We start from the raw sequence: 20,143 nt of genomic DNA, 5'->3' as shown, positions 1-20,143 counted from the left end.
AATTGCGTCGCAACCGTCGCGCCCCCTTCCCCTTGGCCCGTTATTTGCTTATTGAATGCCCAACTTCAAAATGGGGACTGAAATGCAAGAGCCAACCATCACCGAAGACCTGATTGCGAGCCACGGACTAAGCCCCGATGAATACGCGCGCATCCTCGACATCATCGGTCGCACGCCCACCTTCACCGAGCTTGGTATTTTCTCGGCCATGTGGAACGAGCACTGCTCTTATAAGTCCTCCAAAAAATGGCTCCGCACTCTGCCCACCGAAGGCCCGCAAGTGATCTGTGGTCCTGGCGAAAACGCGGGCATCGTTGATATTGGCGATGGTCAATGCGTCGTCTTCAAAATGGAAAGCCACAATCACCCAAGCTATATTGAGCCCTATCAAGGGGCTGCTACCGGTGTTGGCGGCATTCTGCGCGATGTCTTCACCATGGGCGCACGTCCAATTGCGGCAATGAATTCGCTCTCCTTTGGTGTACCTGCGCACCCGAAAACCAAATCCGTGCTCAACGGCGTGGTTGCGGGCGTTGGCGGCTATGGCAACTGTTTTGGCGTGCCGACCGTGGGCGGAGAAGTGCGCTTCCACGAGGCCTATAACGGCAACTGTCTGGTCAATGCCTTCGCGGCGGGCCTCGCGGATACCGACAAGATTTTCTACTCCGCAGCCTCTGGCATCGGCATGCCCGTCGTGTATCTCGGCGCAAAAACCGGCCGTGATGGCGTGGGTGGCGCGACGATGGCCTCGGCAGAATTCGACGACACCATTGAGGATAAACGCCCCACCGTTCAGGTCGGCGACCCCTTCACCGAAAAACGCTTGATGGAAGCCACGCTTGAATTGATGGCCACGGGCGCTGTGATCTCGATCCAAGACATGGGAGCTGCGGGCCTCACCTGCTCCGCTGTTGAAATGGGCGACAAGGGCGGCTTGGGTGTCAAACTCAACCTCGAAGATGTGCCCCAACGCGAAGAAAACATGACCGCCTATGAAATGATGCTCTCGGAAAGCCAAGAGCGCATGTTGATGGTCCTTAAACCCGAACTCGAAGCCGAAGCCCGAGCGGTTTTTGTAAAATGGGACCTTGATTTTGCCATTGTCGGCGAAACCATCGCCGAGGACCGTTTCCTCGTGCTTCATAATGGCGAAGTCAAAGCCGACTTGCCCTTGGCAACGCTCTCGGGCTCCGCGCCCGAATATGACCGCCCTTGGGTCGAAACACCAGCTGCCGAACCCCTTGGCGATGTGCCCAGCATTGATCCCATCGACGGCCTCAAAGCGCTGATTTCCTGCCCCAACTATGCCTCCAAGCAATGGGTCTATGAGCAGTATGACACGATGGTTATGGCCGACACCTCCCGCAATCCGGGCGCAGGTTCGGGCATTGTGCGCGTGCATGGCACCGACAAACAGCTGGCCTTCACCTCGGACGTGACGCCGCGCTACGTAAAAGCCAACCCTTTTGAGGGCGGCAAGCAAGCCGTCGCCGAAGCCTATCGCAACCTTGTGGCCGTCGGCGCGCGTGGCCTTGCCACTACCGACAATATGAATTTCGGCAACCCCGAAAAGCCCGAGATCATGGGCCAATTCGTCGGTGCGATCAAAGGCATCGCCGAAGCGGTCCTCGCACTGGATATGCCCATCGTTTCGGGTAACGTCAGCCTATATAACGAAACTGACGGCACGGGCATTTTGCCCACGCCAACCATTGGCGCAGTCGGCCTGATCGCAGCAGGCGAAGAAGCCATTTCGGGCGAAGTCCGCGATGGCCACGTGGCCATGGTGATCGGCGAAACCTTCGGCCACCTCGGCCAATCCGCCCTCCTCGCCGAAGTCTTTAGCCGCGAAGAAGGCGACGCGCCTCACGTGGACCTCGCCGCCGAACGCAAACACGGCGATTTCATCCTCGCAAACCGCGACTTGATCAAAGTCTGTACCGACCTTTCCGACGGTGGCCTCGCCCTTGCCGCCTTTGAACTCGCGGAGGCCGCAGGCGTTGGCGTTCATCTCACCAGCGACGAAACCCCGACCCTCTTTGGCGAAGACCAAGCGCGCTATCTTGTGGCCTGTAACTTCGATCAAGCCGAAGCGCTCATGAGTGCCGCTGGGGCCGCTGGCATCTTTATCGAGAGTGTCGGGAAATTTGGCGGCGATACCGTGCAATTTGGCTCCTCCTCCGCCCCGCTTTCTGAGCTGTCCGCAACCTTCCGGTCGACGTTCTCTGACGTTTTCAGTTGACGTCCCCCCAAATACTATATGAGATCACAGGATTATTTTGTGGTCTCATTGTATTGGTTTGGGGTTATTATTGATGGCGGTTGTTCCGGAAATTATTAAATTGGAAAGTGCGGTAATTCGAATAACTTCCCCGCAAAAAGCGACCGAGGTTGTTGTCGGTTTTGAATCGGGTGGGAACGGAATTGTGCGCAACAACTTTGAGCGACTGGGATTCGCGGAGCCCTTTTTGCTCAGGCAGGGCTACGCCGTAATGAGTGTTCTCGCCCACTCCGTTCACTGGTATAGGCATGTGGAAATTCACGATTTTCTTGGCTCCAATGCCCTGCAGAATCAACTCCAAAAATTTGAACGCATTCACACCGCAGGGCACAGCATGGGCAGTTTCGCCGCCATGGCGTTCGCCGATCTTCTGCATGCGGATAACGTGATTACCTTCGCGCCGCTCACCACGGCTTCCTTTGATATTATACCCCGAGAAAAGCGCTTTGAAATGCGGCAAAACCTCGGATGGCCCCCCCCGTTCAATGACGCGCTCGCGGGGTTAAAAACGCCTAAAAAAGTCTGGGGAATTTATGATCCCGATCACCCAGACGGATTCCACGCCCGAAGGGTCAAGGAAGCACTCAACGAGCGGTTTCAAGACATCCCTGTGCTGGGGATTGGCCACGGGGTACCGGCCAAATTACTGACAGCTGGCGTGCTAAAAGAAAGCTTCCTCCATTGTTTGCGCGAAAACGATCCGGCCCTTCTTCGGAGCACTCTAAGCACCTTTGATTTTTCAAAGGTCCGCGTGTTCCCCGTACCGCCTCCCCTCCCCGATATGTCGCTGCGCGCCCGCATTCGACGCAAGATTATGCGCAACCTGCCCGATGGCCTCTTTGAGCTGTTGGGGCGTTCCCCTAAAATTGGGCATTAACAAAAGCCGCCGACTAAGGTTTGGTCAAGAGAATTCATTCCCGTCAAAACCTATCCCCTGTCTCGCTCTAAGGTTTCTAAATGCATCCGTCCCCGTCTAGCACAATTGATCTCGTCCCTGATTGCCTTCATTGCGCTTCACTCTGTTGTGTGGCGCTGCATATCGAGAAATCTACCAAGTTCGCCCTTGAGAAACCCGCAGGCGTCGCCTGTCCCAATCTCGCGCCAACAGGGCTTTGCAGAATACATGACATGCTCAAGGATAAAGGCTTTTCGGGCTGTATCGCCTATGATTGCCTTGGCGCGGGGCAACGCGTGGTTCAGGATCTCTATGATGGGATTTCTTGGCAACAAGACCCAAGCCTCTTGGGACAAATGAGCGAGGATTTTGCCAAAATGCGCAAAATCCATACGTTGCTCGAATTGCTCTTTACCGCGCAGACCCTTGCGCTCCCGCCCACTCAATTACAAACCTGTGACAGCTTTATTGCACGGCTTTTCCCCCAAACAGGTTGGACCCGCGCGGAGTTTGATGCATTTCCAATCCGTGACACCCAAAAACAGGTGATGGATTTCCTAGCTGCGCTTAAATCTCACTTAACGGCGCAACAAACAAAATAGCATTGACCGCCTTGCGACATCGCGCCGTTCAATCACTGTGGCTCTCCTCTTGAATCACAGTGAACACGGCGTTATCTCTTGGGCAACGAAAGAGGACCCTCCCTATGGCGATGCAAGCCCACGATATCGAAGATCTGATCCGCGCGGAATTTCCGAACGCCAAAATTTCCATTACGGATTTGGCTGGCGACGGAAACCACTGGGCGGCAGAAGTGACAGACGAAAGTTTTCGCGGCAAAAACCGCGTCCAACAACAACGCGCCGTTTACGCGAGCCTAAAGGGCGCAATGGATGGCAACGCCGGCGCACTTCACGCCCTCGCCTTGACCACCAAAGTTCCAGAATAACGGGCCCAACCGCCCCTCCCAAAATGTAAAGGATGCTCCGATGAGTGCAGACACAAAGATCAAAGAAGCCGTCACCGCGAACGACGTTGTTCTCTTTATGAAGGGCACAAAAGACGCGCCACAATGCGGATTTTCAAGCCGCGTTGCTGGGGTTTTGAACTTCATGGGCGTTGAGTTTAGCGACGTGAACGTTCTGGCCGACGAAGAAATCCGCCAAGGCATCAAAGACTATTCCGATTGGCCGACAATCCCCCAGCTTTATGTCAAAGGTGAATTTGTTGGCGGCTGTGACATCATCACCGAGATGACGCTTTCTGGCGAATTGGACACGCTTTTCGCTGAAAATGGTGTGACATACGACAAAGACGCTTCCGATAAAATTCGCGCCGCAAACGCGTAAATTTCACACCCCTGTTTTATGCCCGTCAAACCTCGGTTCGGCGGGCATTTTCATATTAGGCGTTCATTTTTTCTTCGACTTCTTCCGCAAGCGCTTCGGCCCGCGCTGCCAATTCGGCCATCGTCTCGAAAATCTGCTGCGGAATCACCGCTACTGGCTCTGTCACGGCGGGGCGGTCGCGCAATTCAGCAATCAACTGTTCTTGGGCTTTGGATTTCTCGTTTGCTTGCGCCAAACGTTCCTCAAGACCCGCCGTTTTATCTGCAAGCATCAGGCCCGCCATCAACAACATCCGCGCTTCGGGCATCCGGCCAATTTGCGACGACAAAACCGAGGCTTCGGCATCCAATAGCGCTGCTGCGGAATGCAGGAAGTGATCCTCGCCCTCCTGACAACTGACTTCAAATTCGCGACTACCAATAGTGATTTTTACTTCGGGCATTAGGCTTCCTCCCCAATAATCTGGTTGAGTTCACCAAGCAAACTGTCCATTTCGTGGCGATCAGAGGTGTGTACAGCCCGCAAGGCTTCAAGCTCCACCAACATCGATTTATTGATCAAATGCGGCTCACCAACATTCGACTGATTGGTTTCACGCAACGCGTGGATGCTCTCGCGTAATTGCTCGTTCACGCCTTTGAGGCGGCTCACGTCGCCCTCAAGTTGGCCATACCCGCTTTGCAACGTGGCCACGCGCTTTTCAAGTTGCGCCATTTTTTCTTCTTGTTTGGTTTTGATCGCCCGCACCCGCTCTTCAAGCTGTGCATTGACTGTGCGCTCGGATTCCAGTGCGGCTTCAAGGGCGCTGGTATCTGCAGTACTGGCGCTTGCCCCACCGGCATTCAGTCGTTCACTAATTTTGGTCAGGGCGGCCGTAATTCGGCGCTCATACTCAACAATATCGCTCATTTGCCTGTCTCCTCTTCGTGCGCCACAAGAAAGCTCGTTTTGGGATCATTTGGTCCCATTTGGGTCATTCTTGCCCGAACTGTCAACGACCCGCGCGTCCCAAAGGCTGTGCGAATCGCCGCTCATGCGCGGCTCAAGGCTAGTTTAAAGCGGAATTTGCGGAAATGCGCCCCCTTTTGGACCAATAGCTTGGCTCAATAGGCTGATCTTTCTTGATCTTCACGCTTGGGCTGCTATCAAACGCGCAACGAACTCTTCTAGGCCCGAACCAAAGGAAAACAACGTGGATATTGCTACCCTTCGTAAAGAGCATCCTGAACACTGGAACAAGGCCGCCGCAATTCGCGTCCTGACACTAGATGCCGTTGCTGCTGCCAATTCCGGTCACTCCGGCATGCCGATGGGCATGGCCGACGTCGCGACCGTTTTGTTTGAAAAGCACCTAAAATTCGATCCAAAGAACCCACAATGGCCTGACCGCGACCGTTTTATCCTCTCTGCGGGCCACGGCTCGATGCTACTTTATTCGCTGCTCCACCTCACGGGCTATGCGGATATGACCATCGACCAGATCAAAAACTTCCGCCAATGGGGCGCGATCACTGCGGGCCATCCTGAGTTTGGCCACGCCACTGGCATCGAAACCACAACCGGTCCCCTTGGCCAAGGTCTGGCAAATTCCGTCGGCTTCGCCATGGCCGAAGAAATCCAACGCGCCCATTACGGCAAGAAAGTCGTCGATCACTATACCTATGTGATCGCCGGTGACGGTTGCCTAATGGAAGGCGTTTCCCACGAAGCCATCGCCCTTGCAGGTCGCCAAGAACTCTCGAAACTCATCGTGTTCTGGGACAACAACGGCATCACAATCGACGGTAAAGTTGAAATCTCCGACCGTACGAACCAACCCATGCGCTTTGAGGCGTCTGGCTGGCACGTGCAAGAAATCGACGGCCACGATCCTGTTGCGATTGACGCCGCCATTGCCGCCGCGAAAAAATCCGACAAGCCCTCGATGATCGCTTGTGCCACGCATATCGCGCTTGGCTCCTCGGCGCAGGACACCTCCAAAGGCCACGGCGCCTTGACGGATGCGACCCTCATTGCTGACACCCGCAAAGTTTACGGCTGGGACCACGCGCCCTTCGTCATCCCTGTGGACGTTCAAGCAGGCTGGGCCGCGATTGGCGCACGCGGAGCCTCTGAATTCACAGAGTGGACCGCCCGTTTCGAAGCCTTGCCTGGTGGCAAACAATCCGACTTCACCCGCGCCTATGCGCTTGATGCGCCTCAGAAAATCTCTGCGGCGGTCAAAGCCCTGAAAAAGAAAATCTCCGAAGAACAGCCCAAAGTTGCCACACGGAAATCTTCTGAAATGACCCTCGAAGTCCTCAACCCCTTGTTGCCCGAAACCGTTGGCGGCTCTGCCGACCTTACCGGATCGAACAATACAAAAACGCCTGATTTGGGTGTCTTTACCCCCGAAGATCGCAAGGGTCGCTATGTCTATTACGGCATCCGCGAGCATGGCATGTGTTCGGCAATGAACGGCATGGCGCTGCACGGCGGCGTACGCCCCTACGGCGGCACATTCATGTGTTTCACCGACTATGCTCGCCCTGCGATGCGCCTTGCGGCCCTGATGAAAATTCCCACGGTTTTCGTTATGACCCACGACAGCATCGGCCTTGGCGAAGATGGCCCAACCCATCAACCTGTTGAGCATCTCGCGATTTCGCGTGCGACGCCAAATACTTACGTCTTCCGCCCTGCGGATACCGTAGAAACCGCCGAAGCATGGGAAGTGGCCCTTACGGTCAAAGACACCCCATCGGTCATGGCGCTTTCACGTCAAAACCTGCCAACGGTACGCCTTGAGCACAAAAACAAAAACCTTACAGCCCTCGGCGCTTACGTCCTGCGCGACGCAACTGCGAAACGTGAGGCCATCTTGATGGCCACGGGTTCTGAAGTTGAAATCGCGCTCAAAGCTGCGGATATGCTCGAAGCGGAAGGCATCGGCGTACGCGTCGTGTCCATGCCGTGTATGGAACTGTTTGAAGCCCAAGACGACGCTTACCGCAAACGCATCCTCCCTGGCGGCCCAGTTCGGGTTGCTATTGAAGCTGGCGTGCAAATGGGCTGGGATAAATGGCTCACAGGAGAGCGCGGCAAATCCACCAAAGCGGGTTTCGTTGGCATGACGGGCTTTGGCGCTTCCGCCCCTGCCCCCACGCTCTATGAAAAATTCGGCATCACCGCTGAAGAGACCGTCAAGAAAGTCAAAGAGCTTCTGGGCAAATAAGCCCGCTCTGACACCCTCAAAATTGGCCCCGCTGACTTTCCGTTGGCGGGGCATTTTTGTGGCCACCCAAATGTGAACGCGGTGATTCACCCTATCGCACCCTGTTACCGCAACCATCAATTTTAACGCGAAAACTGTTAGCGCCAACACCAAAAGATAACGCTAACATGCTGCAATTAAAGCGTTATAGCGCTTTATCCGAGGCAAGCCCGTCCTGTATAACTCCCTTAACAGCCAAACCGTCAGAGGCCCCTGAAGGACGCTGCCAGAGGATAATATTATGACTGTGACACTCGGGATTAACGGATTTGGCCGCATCGGCCGCTGTACATTGGCCCATATTGCCGAAAGCGGACGCAACGATGTCCAAGTCGTAAAAATCAACGCCACAGGCCCCATCGAAACCAACGCCCACTTGCTCAAATACGACTCCGTCCATGGACGCTTTGCCAATGACGTGCGCGTTGACGGTTCGACCATGGATTTGGGCCGTGGCCCGATGGACGTCATGAGCACCTATGATCCCTCTGAGCTTGACTGGTCGGGATGCGACGTCGTGCTGGAATGCACCGGCAATTTCAACGATGGCGAGAAATCCGCCATTCACCTGAAACAAGGCGCGAAACGCGTGCTTATTTCCGCCCCCGCCACCAACGTCGCCCGTACGGTTGTGTATGGTGTCAACCATCGCGACCTGCTGCCCCAAGATACGATTGTCTCCAACGGGTCCTGCACCACCAACTGCCTCGCCCCCCTCGCCAAAGTCCTTAATGACGCAGTGGGAATCGAAAGCGGCATCATGACCACAATCCACAGCTACACAGGCGACCAACCCACCCTTGATCGCCGCCACCCCGACCTTTATCGCGCCCGCGCCGCCGCCATGTCGATGATCCCGACCTCCACGGGTGCCGCAAAGGCCCTCGGCCTCGTCCTCCCAGAACTCGACGGCAAACTCGACGGCACCTCCATGCGCGTGCCCACGCCCAATGTCTCCGCCATCGACCTTACTTTCGTCGCGGAAAAAGACGTGACCGCCGACGATATCAACGAAATCGTCGCCGCCGCCGCCAATGGCCATATGGGCGCGGTCCTCGCTTATGACCCCGAACAAAAAGTTTCTATCGACTTCAATCACACCCCACATTCGTCTATCTTTGCCCCAGACCAAACAAAAGTTGTGGGCAAACGCCTTGTGCGTGTGCTTGCATGGTACGATAACGAATGGGGATTCTCCTGCCGTATGGCCGATGTCGCGGCGGCAATGGGGCGTCTGTTGCACTAAACAGGCGTCATTTCTGGCGCAGACGAGCCGGAGACCTATGAACAACACCCTCGCAATCAGCCTCGGCGTCTGTATCTTTATTTTTCTAGCCGTCGATTATACCTTTTTCGACTGGGCCATGACGATTGTGCTTTGCCAGAAATTTTGGGAATTAACGGATTACATCGCCTTCTGGCGCTGACAGCGTATACATCACAATATTCTCACCGCATTTTGCAGGGCGTCACTTGCAACAGAAGCTTGTTAGCGTTAACACACACGTGGCCCCCACTCACTTGATTTGATGTCCAAGGAGACTCACACATGTCTGTAAAAGTAGCGATCAACGGTTTTGGACGGATTGGACGCAATGTCCTGCGCGCAATCATCGAATCCGGCCGCACTGATATCGAAGTTGTCGCAATCAATGATCTTGGACCTGTCGAAACTAACGCCCATCTTTTGCGCTACGACACGGTTCACGGACGCTTCCCCCATGACGTAAAAACCACCGGCTCCACCATCGACGTTGGCCGTGGCCCGATTGAAGTTACCGCGATCCGTAACCCCGCCGAATTACCTTGGGGACACGTCGATATCGTTCTGGAATGTACCGGTATCTTTACCGCGCGCGACAAAGCAGCGATCCACCTTGAAAACGGCGCGAGCCGCGTTCTGGTTTCCGCCCCCTCCGCAGGTGCCGATAAGACCATCGTTTATGGTGTGAACGATGGTGTTCTTACCGCAGACGACATCATCGTTTCCAACGCGTCCTGCACGACCAACTGTCTTTCGCCCGTTGCGAAGGTGTTGAACGATGCCATCGGCATTAAACGTGGTTTCATGACAACGATCCACAGCTATACGGGCGATCAACCCACGCTCGACACGATGCACAGCGATTTGTATCGCGCCCGCGCCGCAGCCTGCAACATGATCCCAACGTCGACCGGCGCTGCCAAAGCTGTGGGCCTCGTGCTTCCAGAATTGAACGGCATCCTTGATGGGGTTGCGATCCGTGTTCCAACGCCGAATGTTTCGGTTGTTGACCTCACATTTGAAGCCAAACGCGACACAACGGTCGAAGAAATCAACGCCGCGATTTCCGCAGCGGCGGCCTCTGGTCCCCTCAAAGGGATCCTTGGCGTCACCGACGAGAAACTCGTGTCGATGGACTTCAACCACGATCCACGTTCCTCGATCTTCGCGACCGATCAAACCAAAGTTATGGACGGCAACCTCTGCCGCATCCTCACTTGGTATGACAATGAATGGGGTTTCTCAAATCGTATGGCAGACACAGCCGTTGCGATGGGCAAACTTATCTAAGCACGTCGTACTTAGCATCCAAACACAAAAAGCCGCCTTAAAGGGCGGCTTTTTTTCGTTATAAAACAAATATTTAAAACTTAATACTTCGCCAGCAACGCCGCATTCACGGCGGGGGTTACGAATTTACTCACATCGCCATCAAGCCGCGCGATCTCTTTCACCAGCTTGCTGGCAATCGCTTGATGTTTGGCGTCTGCCATCAGGAAGACCGTTTCAATTCGGCTGTCCAAGGCGCGGTTCATCCCGACCATTTGATACTCATATTCAAAATCGGCCACCGCGCGAAGGCCGCGCACTATAATCTGCGCATTCACGTCATTTGCGCATTTAATCAACAGATTTTCAAACGGATGCACCACAATCTCGATGCCGACCTCCTTGGCCAATGGCGCGCATTCCGCCTCGATCATCGCGACCCGTTCGTTCAAGTCAAACAACGGCCCCTTGTCGCGGTTGATTGCAACCCCGATGACCAGCCGATCAACCAATGCACTTGCACGTCGAATAATATCAATATGCCCATAGGTAATCGGGTCAAAAGTTCCGGGGTATAGACCAATCCGCATCTGCGATCCTCCATTGCGATTGTTTCGCGCACGCAACATTATTGCACTAAGGATTGCAAGCCCTCAACCCAATAAAATCGATTTTTTTTCGGATGTGCCGCAAAGGGGCTAGTGCCCCATAATCATCCCTTGAAGCGCGTCTTTTTCCATCGAAAGCTCCGCGAGCTTGGCCTTTACAACGTCACCAATCGAAATAAGCCCCACAAGTTCGCCATTCTCCAACACTGGCATGTGGCGAAAACGCCCGTCTGTCATACTTTGCAAAATATCGTCAACGCGATCCGTCAACGTACAGGTCACCAGCTTTTTAGTCATTACGTCTTCGAGTTTATCCGTCATACATCCGGCACCGCGCCGCCCCAATTCGCGCACGATATCGCGCTCCGAAAGAATCCCATCTGCGGATTTACCATTGTTAGAAACCACAATCGTCCCAATTTTCTTGGACGACAAAAGCGCTGCGGCCTCGCTCAATGTGGCGTCCACAGTGAGGGTAATCACGCCATCCGTCGCCTTGGATTTCAAAATCTGTTGTACGAGCATGGGCAGCACCTCCTAAAGTTGAATTATATATTCTCACGTTCGCTTCCAATTCACGCGCTGTCAAGATTGCGCTTCAAGATGCGCAATTTCTCGACGCACCCCTTGGGACAGTAAATCAGCAAACGTATTGAGCCGCGTGACGCGCCGATCATCAATATGGCGGACCAAATAAAAACTTCTCGTTAACGAAATATGATCGGTGAGAATTTTTCGCACATGCGGCGCCGAGGGGATGGCAAAATCATGCACAATCCCAAGGCCGCCCCCCGTGCGCACCCAATTAAACTGCACCGACACCGAATTTGATCCCAGCGTCACGCGCTCGGCGCCTGCTTCGGCCAGATAGTCGAGTTCCTTGTCAAAAATCATATCGGGAATATAGCCGATCATCCGATGCCCTTTGATATCCTTCAATTTTTCAACCTTGGGATGGGCCGCAAGATAGGCTTCACTGCCTGCCAAATGCAGGTGATAATCCGAAAGTTTCTGAACCGTTAGCCGCCCCGCCGTTGGGGGACTTACCGTAATCGCCATATCCGCTTCGCGTTTAGAAAGGTTAAACACCCGCGGCAAAGCCACGATTTGAACATCCAAACCCGGATGGTCCGCACATATCTGCGCACAAATCTGAGGCAGTAAATAATTCGCACAGCCATCAGGCGCGCCAATGCGGATCACCCCCGACAAGCCCTGCGCCGCGCCGCGCAAGTCCGCGACCGCCGCCCCCACGGATTGCTCTGCTTGCGCCGCGTGGTCCACCAAACGTTGCCCCGCATCCGTCAGCGCATACCCTTGCGGGGATTTCGCAAACAGCGGCGTTTCAAGGTCTCGCTCAAGTCGCGCAATCCTGCGTCCGACCGTCGCCGCATCAATCCGCAGGCTTTTCCCCGCCCCCGAAATGCTCTCGCTGCGCGCCACTGAGAGGAAAATCCGCAAGTCGTCCCACTTAATTTCCATGCCGCCCCGATACCTACAAAAATGCAAAACCTATTTGGTAAAATTCCTATATATTTCGCATAAATGCAAGACTAAGTTGCGGACAACCTAAACGGAGGACTTCCCATGAACGAACTCACCCATTTCATCGACGGCAAACACGTCAAAGGTACATCAGGACGTTTTGCCGATGTCTTCAACCCTGCGACTGGCGAAGTTCAAGCCAAAGTTCCTTTGGCCTCCAAAGCCGAGCTTGATGCCGCAGTTGCTTCCGCCGCTGCCGCGCAACCAAAATGGGCCGCGACCAACCCACAACGCCGTGCCCGCGTGATGATGGCCGCCGTTGGCCTGATCAATCGCGACATGGACAAACTCGCCGAAGCCCTTTCGCGCGAGCACGGCAAAACCTTCGCAGATGCCAAAGGCGACGTGCAGCGCGGCCTTGAAGTTATCGAATTTTGCATCGGTGCTCCCCACCTTCTCAAAGGCGATTTTACCGACTCTGCAGGCCGTGGCATCGACATGTATTCCATGCGCCAAGCTCTTGGTGTTGTTGCAGGAATTACCCCTTTCAACTTCCCCGCCATGATCCCTCTCTGGAAAATGGGCCCCGCCCTTGTTTGCGGCAACGCCTTCATCCTCAAGCCTTCCGAGCGCGACCCATCCGTGCCTTTGATGCTGGCCGAAATCTTCCAAGAAGCAGGCCTTCCTGATGGCATCCTGCAAGTGGTCAACGGCGACAAAGAATCCGTCGATGCGATCCTCGACAATGAAACCGTCCAAGCCATTGGCTTCGTTGGTTCCACCCCAATCGCCTCCTACATCTACTCGCGCGGCTGTGCCAACGGCAAACGCGTTCAATGTTTTGGCGGCGCGAAAAACCACATGATTATCATGCCTGATGCCGATCTTGACCAAGCTGCCGACGCCCTGATCGGCGCTGGTTTTGGCGCGGCTGGCGAACGCTGCATGGCGATTTCCGTGGCTGTTCCCGTGGGCGAAGAAACCGCTGACAAACTCATCGAAAAACTGATCCCCCGCATTGAGGCCCTCAAAGTCGGACCTTACACAGCAGGCGACGACGTGGATTACGGCCCCGTTGTAACGGCCGCCGCTAAGGCAAACATCGAAGCCCTCGTGGAAACCGGCATTGCCCAAGGCGCGACCCTCGCGGTTGATGGCCGTGGCTTCTCACTGCAAGGCTATGAAGACGGGTTTTTCGTCGGCCCACACCTCTTTGACCACGTCACACCCGACATGGACATCTACAAAAAAGAGATCTTCGGCCCCGTGCTTTGCACCGTTCGTGCGGCGTCCTATGAAGAGGCTCTCGGCCTTGCCATGGACCACGAATACGGCAACGGCACCGCGATCTTTACCCGCGATGGCGACACGGCGCGTGACTTTGCGCACCGCATTAACATCGGCATGGTCGGCATCAACGTGCCCATCCCTGTACCGCTCGCTTACCACACCTTTGGCGGCTGGAAAAAATCCGGCTTTGGCGACTTGAACCAACACGGGACTGACTCGTTCAAGTTCTACACCCGCACCAAAACGGTGACGTCGCGCTGGCCCTCAGGCCTCAAAGAAGGCGGCGAGTTCAACTTCAAAGCGTTTGACTAAATAACAAAGGCCGGCGCGCAATCGCCGGCCTTTTTCTTGCGGCGATTGCGCTTGCAATACTCTTGCAACATTGAAAAACTAAACAAGCGTTCAATTCAAGCGGTACGGAGGAAACCCCATGGATTTTGCTTTGACGGACGAGCAATCGACAATATTTGAGATGGCCTATGCCTTCGGCCAAGAGCGCATCGCGCCTTTTGCGCGCGAATGGGAGGCCGCAGGAGACATCCCGAAATCCCTTTGGCCCGAACTCGCTGAACTCGGCTTTGGCGGCTTGTACGTTCGCGAAGAAAACGACGGCACCGGCCTGTCTCGCCTTGACGCAACCTTGGTGTTTGAGGCCCTTTCGGCGGCCTGCCCTTCAGTCGCCGCCATGCTCTCGATCCACAACATGTGTGCCGCGATGATCGACAAATTCGGCTCCGACGCGTTGCGCGAAAAGTACCTCCCCTCCGCAATTTCCATGGAACGCGTGTTCGCCTATTGCCTCACCGAACCCGCCTCAGGCTCCGACGCCGCCGCGCTTAAAACCCGCGCGGTCGAAACCGCTGACGGATTTTCCCTCACCGGCACCAAGGCCTTCATTTCGGGTGGCGGCTATGCCGACGCCTATATCGTGATGGCCCGCAGCGACGGCGACGGCCCCAAGGGCATCTCCGCGATGATCGTAGAAGATGGCAGCGAGGGCCTAAGCTTCGGCGCCCTTGAGGAAAAAATGGGCTGGAGAAGCCAACCCACCCGCCAAGTGCAGTTGGACAATTGCAACATTCCCGCCGAAAATCTGCTCGGCGAGCGCGGCAAAGGTTTCACATATGCGATGGCGGGGCTTGATGGTGGTCGTTTGAACATTTCCGCCTGCTCTCTTGGCGCGGCGCAAACTGCCCTTACATCTACCCTGCAATATATGGGCGAACGCAAGGCTTTCGGCAAACCGATCGATCAATTCCAAGCCCTGCAATTTCGCCTCGCCGACATGGAAATCGAAATGCAAGCGGCCCGAATTTTCCTGCGCCAAGCCGCGTGGAAACTCGACCAAGGCGCGCCCGATGCCACGAAATTCTGCGCCATGGCCAAACGATTTGTCACCGAGGTCGGCAGCAAAACCGCCAACCAGTGCCTGCAACTCCACGGCGGCTATGGATACCTCTCCGACTACGGCATCGAGAAAATTGTGCGCGATTTGCGCGTCCATGAAATCCTCGAAGGGACCAATGAAATTATGCGTATGATCGTCGCCCGCGCCCTCCTGACGGAGCGCAACTCATGAGCCTCATTCATGCACGCGTGGTGGGCAAAATCGGCCACATCACCCTGAACCGCCCCGAAGCTTTGAACGCCCTCTCCGCCGATATGCTCGCAGAATTCGCCCCCGTCATGCGGGCATGGGCGAAGGACGACAGCATCGCCCTCGTTGTTCTGGACGCCGCAGGTGACAAGGCCTTTTGCGCGGGTGGCGACGTCGCCGAAATCTACAACTGGGGCACTGGCGACCAAGTCGAAAAGGCCCAAAGCTTCTGGCGCAATGAGTACCAAATGAACGCCGAACTTTTCGAATATCCCAAACCCCTGATCAGCCTCATGCACGGTTATGTCATGGGCGGTGGCGTCGGCCTTGGCTGCCACGCCTCTCACCGCGTCGTTTGCGAATCCACCCAGATTTCCATGCCCGAATCCGTCATCGGTTTGGTGCCCGACGTCGGCGGAAGCTGGCTCCTCGGCCAAGCCCCCGGTCGCCTTGGCGAATACCTCGGCGCAACGGGCGCCCGCATGGGCCCGGGCGACGCGATTTATGCCGGTTTTGCCGATGGATATATCCCGCGCGAAAACTGGCCCACTTTGATCGAAAAGCTCGCAGAAACCGGCGATTATACTTTGGTCGAAGCAGCATATGAAACCGCCCCCGAAGGCCGTTATAAAGCCATGTCGGGCGAGATTGACGCCCATTTCGGCGGTGAAACCATGGGCGATATTATCCGTAGCCTTGTCTCAGAAGAGACTGAATTCACGCAGAAATCCCTCCAAACCCTTGCGCGCAACTCTCCGTTATCAATGTGTGCCACAACGGAACTCATCCACCGTCAGCGGCGCACGAACCATACGATCTGGAATGTGCTGGAACTGGAATATCGCTTCACCCACCGCGCGATCACAGACTCCGATTTCCTCGAAGGCGTCCGCGCCAGAATAATCGACAAAGACAACGCCCCCAAGTGGCTCCACAGCGATGCACAATCGGTTCCGCCGATTCTTGTGTCACAGCTTTTGATGCCTCTCGGGCAAGACAAATTCACCAAAGATAAGGAGGATCTGCTATGAAAATCGGATTTATCGGACTAGGAAATATGGGCGGCCCCATGGCTGCCAATTTGGCGCGCGCAGGCCACGAGGTGACAGGCTTTGATCTTGTAACGCCCTGCCCTGAAGGTGTCGCAAAAGCTAAAGACGCACAGGCAGCAGTCTTAGAGGCCGACGTCGTCATCACAATGCTGCCAAATGGTGCGATTTTGCGTTCCGTCGCCGATGAAATCATCCCTGCGATGTCTAGTGGAAGCTGCTTTTTGGATTGCTCCACGGTGGATGTCGAAAGCGCACGCGACGTGGCCGAACAGGCCCAATTGGCGGGCCTTCTGGCCGTCGACGCCCCCGTGTCTGGCGGCATCGGTGGCGCCTCAGCGGGCACTCTCACTTTCATGGCGGGCGGCTCCGACGAGGGCTTTGCAATGGTAGCCCCCCTCTTTGATATCATGGGCCAAAAAGCGGTGCATTGTGGCGAGTCAGGCGCGGGTCAATCCGCCAAAATCTGCAACAACATGATCCTCGGCGTGACCATGATTGCCACCTGCGAGGCCTTTGCAATGGCTGACAAATTGGGTCTCGATCGGCAAAAAATGTTCGACGTGGTCAGTACTTCTTCCGGCTCAAGCTGGTCCATGAACACTTATTGCCCCGCGCCTGGTATTGGCCCCCAAAGCCCCGCCGACAACGGCTACAAACCTGGCTTTGCGGCCGAGCTGATGCTCAAGGACTTGGGCCTTTCCCAACAAGCCGCCGAAAACATCGACGCCGACACCCCGATGGGCGCCCTCGCCAAGGCCCTCTATGCGGAATTCGTCGAAAATGAGGGCGGTCGCGGCAAGGATTTCTCCGCTATGTTGCCGCGCTTTGAAAAACGTGGCCGTACGAGCTAACTTCGCCTAAGCGGCGCCGAGGGCGCGGGTTCGATGCCCGCGCTCTCAGCCATTTGCCTATTCGGCAGCGACTTTGCGCTTTTCTAACATCGGCTTGAGGTATTGCCCCGTATAACTTGCCGCCACTTGGGCAACCTTCTCCGGCGTCCCCTTCGCCACGATTTCCCCGCCGCCATCGCCGCCCTCAGGCCCGATATCAATGATGTAATCCGCCGTTTTCACCACGTCGAGATTATGCTCAATCACCACAACCGAATTGCCCTGATCCACCAGTTCATGCAGCACCTCAAGCAGTTTGCGCACGTCCTCAAAATGCAGCCCCGTCGTCGGCTCATCCAGAATATAAAGCGTGCGTCCCGTTGAGCGTTTAGCCAGTTCCTTCGATAATTTCACCCGTTGCGCTTCGCCGCCCGAAAGCGTCGTCGCCTGCTGGCCGACCTTGATATAGCCCAGCCCCACACGCACCAGTGCATCCATCTTGTCGCGAATGGGCGGAACCGCTTGGAAAAACGTCTGCGCATCCTCAACCGTCATATCAAGAACGTCCGCTATGCTCTTGCCTTTAAACTTAACTTCCAGCGTTTCGCGATTATAGCGCGCGCCCTGACAGGTCTCGCAGGTGACGTAAACATCGGGCAAAAAGTGCATCTCGATCTTGATCAACCCATCGCCCTGACAGGCCTCACAACGTCCACCCTTCACGTTAAAGCTAAACCGTCCCGGCTTATATCCACGTGTTTTCGACTCGGGCAGCCCCGCAAACCAATCGCGGATCGGCGTAAATGCCCCCGTATACGTCGCGGGATTTGAGCGCGGCGTGCGGCCAATTGCCCGCTGATCAATATCGATCACCTTGTCCAAATGTTCCAACCCTTGGATGGTTTCGCAGGGCGCAGGCGTCTGCCGCGCCCCGTTCAAACGCATGCTCGCCGTCTTGAACAAGGTCTCAATTGTCAGAGTCGATTTCCCGCCCCCCGACACTCCCGTCACGCACACAAATTTCCCCAACGGAAACTCGGCGGTCACGTTCTTGAGGTTGTTCCCCGTGGCCTTGACCACCTTAATTTTCTTGCCATTTCCCTTGCGCCGCACCGACGGAACGGGAATTTCCCGTGTTCCCGAAAGATATTGCCCCGTCAACGAGGCCGCATTGGCGATGATCTGCGCTGGAGTCCCCTCGGCCACGACCCGACCGCCATGAATCCCCGCGCCCGGACCGATGTCAAAAACGTAATCCGCCTCGCGCACGGCCTCCTCGTCATGCTCAACCACAATCACCGTATTACCTTGATCTCGCAGGTTTTTAAGTGTCGTCAACAAGCGCCCGTTGTCGCGCTGATGCAGCCCAATTGAAGGCTCATCCAACACATAAAGCACCCCAGTCAACCCACTCCCGATCTGACTGGCAAGGCGAATACGCTGACTTTCCCCACCACTCAGCGTGCCTGAATTACGGCTCAAAGTGAGGTAGTCCAGCCCAACATTGTTGAGAAACCCAAGCCGTTCGCGCACTTCCTTCAAGATCGCCCGTGCGATCTCGTTTTTCTGCTTCGAAAGGGACGCAGGAACGTCCTCGCACCATGCAAAGGCCTCGCGGATCGACATCTGAACGACCTGCCCAATATGCGCGCCTCCGATTTTAACCGCCAGAGCCTCTTCCCGCAGGCGGAATCCCCCGCATGCCCCACAAGGTCGATTATTTTGATAGCGTTCGAATTCTTCACGAATCCAGTTGGAATCGGTTTCACGATAGCGCCGTTCCATATTCGGAATCACGCCCTCAAATGTACGGGTAACCTCGTAAACGCGGCCACCTTCGTCATAGCGGAAGGGGATTTCCTCTTTGCCAGAGCCGAATAAAAACACCTGCTGCGCCTTCTCAGGCAAGTTCTTCCACGCGATGTTTTTATCAAACTCATAGTGCTTGGCGATGGCTTCAATCGTCTGTAGAAAATACGGCGATTTGCCTTTGCGCCATGGGGCAAGTGCGCCGTCGTAAACCTTCAACGTGCTATCAGGCACCACCAAACGTTCGTCAAAAAACAGCTCCATCCCCAACCCGTCACAGGTCGGACAGGCCCCAAACGGCGTGTTGAATGAAAACAACCGCGGCTCAATCTCGGGGATGGTGAATCCCGACACGGGACAGGCGAATTTCTCGCTAAAGGTGTGGCGCTCGGGTTCCAGCCCCTCGGCAGGAACGGTTTCCAAAATGGCGATGCCGTCGGCCAAATCAAGCGCTGTGCGCAGGCTGTCCGCAAGGCGGGTTTCCATACCTTCGCGCACGACCAAACGGTCGACAACCACGTCAATATCATGGCGGTATTTCTTGTCCAATTTGGGGGCTCATCTAGTTCGTAGAACTCGCCATCCACTTTAACACGCTGAAAACCCTGCTTGCGTAAGTCGAGGAATTCTTTGCGATATTCGCCTTTACGATCACGCACAATCGGTGCCAAAAGGTAACCACGCGTCCCCTCTTCCATGGTCATCACGCGGTCGACCATGTCCTGCACTTGTTGCGCCTCAATCGGCAGGCCAGTTGCCGGAGAATACGGCGTACCAGCGCGCGCAAAAAGCAGGCGCATATAGTCGTAAATTTCCGTCACGGTGCCGACGGTAGAGCGCGGATTTTTACTTGTGGTCTTTTGCTCAATGGAAATCGCGGGGGACAGTCCGGAAATGTGATCCACATCCGGTTTTTCCATCATATCAAGGAACTGCCGCGCATAAGCCGAGAGCGATTCGACATAACGGCGCTGCCCTTCAGCATAGACCGTATCAAAGGCGAGGCTCGACTTTCCAGACCCAGAAAGACCCGTAATTACAACGAGTTGATCCCGTGGGATGTCGACATCAATTGACTTCAAATTGTGTTCGCGCGCGCCGCGAACTTCGATGTATTTCTGCTCGGCCATGATCCACCTCTTAAGACTTGTTTAAGAGATA

The 20,143-nt window shown here is 55.4% G+C and carries 19 protein-coding genes and 1 pseudogene; 13 read left to right on the top strand and 7 right to left on the bottom strand.

Features of this window, described 5'->3' with window-relative positions; all coding sequences use genetic code 11:
* Positions 1–82 precede the first annotated feature (82 nt).
* On the top strand, positions 83–2,242 hold the full coding sequence (gene purL, locus RC74_RS15280) for a phosphoribosylformylglycinamidine synthase subunit PurL (protein ID WP_039002116.1): 2,160 nt from the start codon (positions 83–85) through the stop codon (positions 2,240–2,242).
* 67 nt (positions 2,243–2,309) lie between these two features.
* Here purL and RC74_RS22310 read toward each other — a convergent pair whose 3' ends face one another.
* Positions 2,310–2,657, bottom strand: coding sequence for a hypothetical protein (locus RC74_RS22310; RefSeq protein WP_156477494.1), 348 nt, complete (start codon positions 2,655–2,657; stop codon positions 2,310–2,312).
* On the opposite strand from RC74_RS22310, the gene RC74_RS22305 reads away from it, so the two are divergent.
* From RC74_RS22305 to grxD, 4 genes are all read left to right on the top strand, one after another.
* Positions 2,634–3,158 (top strand): hypothetical protein, encoded by a 525-nt coding sequence (locus RC74_RS22305; RefSeq protein WP_156477493.1) that lies wholly within the window; start codon positions 2,634–2,636, stop codon positions 3,156–3,158. The genes RC74_RS22310 and RC74_RS22305 overlap by 24 nt on opposite strands.
* A gap of 251 nt (positions 3,159–3,409) precedes the next feature.
* On the top strand, positions 3,410–3,778 hold the full coding sequence (locus tag RC74_RS15270) for a hypothetical protein (RefSeq protein WP_052274807.1): 369 nt from the start codon (positions 3,410–3,412) through the stop codon (positions 3,776–3,778).
* Positions 3,779–3,882: 104 nt separating this feature from the next.
* The gene (locus RC74_RS15265; protein ID WP_039002113.1) at positions 3,883–4,125 is read left to right on the top strand and encodes a BolA/IbaG family iron-sulfur metabolism protein; all 243 of its coding nucleotides are present in this window, start codon (positions 3,883–3,885) and stop codon (positions 4,123–4,125) included.
* 40 nt (positions 4,126–4,165) lie between these two features.
* Entirely contained in the window at positions 4,166–4,525 is a 360-nt protein-coding gene (gene grxD, locus RC74_RS15260) for a Grx4 family monothiol glutaredoxin (RefSeq protein WP_039002112.1), read from the top strand.
* Positions 4,526–4,580: 55 nt separating this feature from the next.
* On the opposite strand, the gene RC74_RS15255 is transcribed toward grxD, so the two are convergent.
* The gene (locus tag RC74_RS15255) at positions 4,581–4,967 is read right to left on the bottom strand and encodes a cell division protein ZapA (RefSeq protein WP_039002111.1); all 387 of its coding nucleotides are present in this window, start codon (positions 4,965–4,967) and stop codon (positions 4,581–4,583) included.
* A complete protein-coding gene (locus RC74_RS15250) occupies positions 4,967–5,434 on the bottom strand; it encodes a hypothetical protein (protein WP_039002110.1) in 468 nt (155 codons plus the stop codon). Before RC74_RS15250 ends, RC74_RS15255 begins: the two co-directional genes overlap by 1 nt.
* Before the next feature lie 283 nt (positions 5,435–5,717).
* On the opposite strand from RC74_RS15250, the gene tkt reads away from it, so the two are divergent.
* The 4 genes from tkt to gap (RC74_RS15235) all read left to right on the top strand — a co-directional run bounded on the left by tkt (position 5,718) and on the right by gap (RC74_RS15235) (position 10,332).
* Positions 5,718–7,739, top strand: coding sequence for a transketolase (gene tkt, locus RC74_RS15245; RefSeq protein ID WP_039002109.1), 2,022 nt, complete (start codon positions 5,718–5,720; stop codon positions 7,737–7,739).
* Between the two features lie 280 nt (positions 7,740–8,019).
* Positions 8,020–9,024 carry a type I glyceraldehyde-3-phosphate dehydrogenase gene (gene gap, locus RC74_RS15240; protein ID WP_039002108.1) on the top strand — a complete coding sequence of 335 codons (1,005 nt, stop codon included), beginning with the start codon at positions 8,020–8,022 and terminating at the stop codon, positions 9,022–9,024.
* Positions 9,025–9,061: 37 nt separating this feature from the next.
* The gene (locus RC74_RS22300) at positions 9,062–9,205 is read left to right on the top strand and encodes a hypothetical protein (protein ID WP_156477492.1); all 144 of its coding nucleotides are present in this window, start codon (positions 9,062–9,064) and stop codon (positions 9,203–9,205) included.
* A 122-nt stretch (positions 9,206–9,327) separates the two neighbouring features.
* Positions 9,328–10,332: a type I glyceraldehyde-3-phosphate dehydrogenase gene (gene gap, locus RC74_RS15235; RefSeq protein WP_039002107.1), complete on the top strand. Its 1,005-nt coding sequence runs from the start codon at positions 9,328–9,330 to the stop codon at positions 10,330–10,332.
* Positions 10,333–10,412: 80 nt separating this feature from the next.
* Here the strand turns inward: gap (RC74_RS15235) and coaD are convergent, their stop codons facing one another.
* The 3 genes from coaD to RC74_RS15220 all read right to left on the bottom strand — a co-directional run bounded on the left by coaD (position 10,413) and on the right by RC74_RS15220 (position 12,395).
* Positions 10,413–10,901 (bottom strand): pantetheine-phosphate adenylyltransferase, encoded by a 489-nt coding sequence (gene coaD / locus RC74_RS15230; RefSeq protein WP_039002106.1) that lies wholly within the window; start codon positions 10,899–10,901, stop codon positions 10,413–10,415.
* A 108-nt stretch (positions 10,902–11,009) separates the two neighbouring features.
* Positions 11,010–11,444, bottom strand: a complete 435-nt coding sequence (locus RC74_RS15225; protein WP_039002105.1) for a CBS domain-containing protein — start codon at positions 11,442–11,444, stop codon at positions 11,010–11,012.
* Between the two features lie 60 nt (positions 11,445–11,504).
* Positions 11,505–12,395, bottom strand: a complete 891-nt coding sequence (locus RC74_RS15220) for a LysR family transcriptional regulator (RefSeq protein ID WP_039002160.1) — start codon at positions 12,393–12,395, stop codon at positions 11,505–11,507.
* Between the two features lie 111 nt (positions 12,396–12,506).
* Between RC74_RS15220 and RC74_RS15215 the strand changes: the two genes are divergently transcribed.
* The 4 genes from RC74_RS15215 (at position 12,507) to mmsB (ending at position 17,194) form a co-directional block, all read left to right on the top strand.
* Positions 12,507–14,006, top strand: a complete 1,500-nt coding sequence (locus tag RC74_RS15215) for a CoA-acylating methylmalonate-semialdehyde dehydrogenase (RefSeq protein WP_039002104.1) — start codon at positions 12,507–12,509, stop codon at positions 14,004–14,006.
* Between the two features lie 118 nt (positions 14,007–14,124).
* A complete protein-coding gene (locus tag RC74_RS15210; RefSeq protein WP_039002103.1) occupies positions 14,125–15,273 on the top strand; it encodes an acyl-CoA dehydrogenase family protein in 1,149 nt (382 codons plus the stop codon).
* Positions 15,270–16,322 (top strand): enoyl-CoA hydratase/isomerase family protein, encoded by a 1,053-nt coding sequence (locus RC74_RS15205; protein WP_039002102.1) that lies wholly within the window; start codon positions 15,270–15,272, stop codon positions 16,320–16,322. Before RC74_RS15210 ends, RC74_RS15205 begins: the two co-directional genes overlap by 4 nt.
* Positions 16,319–17,194, top strand: a complete 876-nt coding sequence (gene mmsB / locus RC74_RS15200) for a 3-hydroxyisobutyrate dehydrogenase (RefSeq protein ID WP_039002101.1) — start codon at positions 16,319–16,321, stop codon at positions 17,192–17,194. The genes RC74_RS15205 and mmsB overlap by 4 nt, the downstream gene beginning before the upstream one ends.
* Before the next feature lie 57 nt (positions 17,195–17,251).
* Here the strand turns inward: mmsB and uvrA are convergent.
* Positions 17,252–20,112, bottom strand: a pseudogene (uvrA, locus tag RC74_RS15195) (excinuclease ABC subunit UvrA).
* Positions 20,113–20,143: the final 31 nt, after the last annotated feature.

The sequence above is a fragment of the Falsihalocynthiibacter arcticus genome, from assembly GCF_000812665.2.
Taxonomy (GTDB): Bacteria; Pseudomonadota; Alphaproteobacteria; order Rhodobacterales; family Rhodobacteraceae; genus Falsihalocynthiibacter; species Falsihalocynthiibacter arcticus.
Note: the sequence above shows the minus strand (reverse complement) of the source record. Positions and strands in the feature narration are given on the sequence as shown.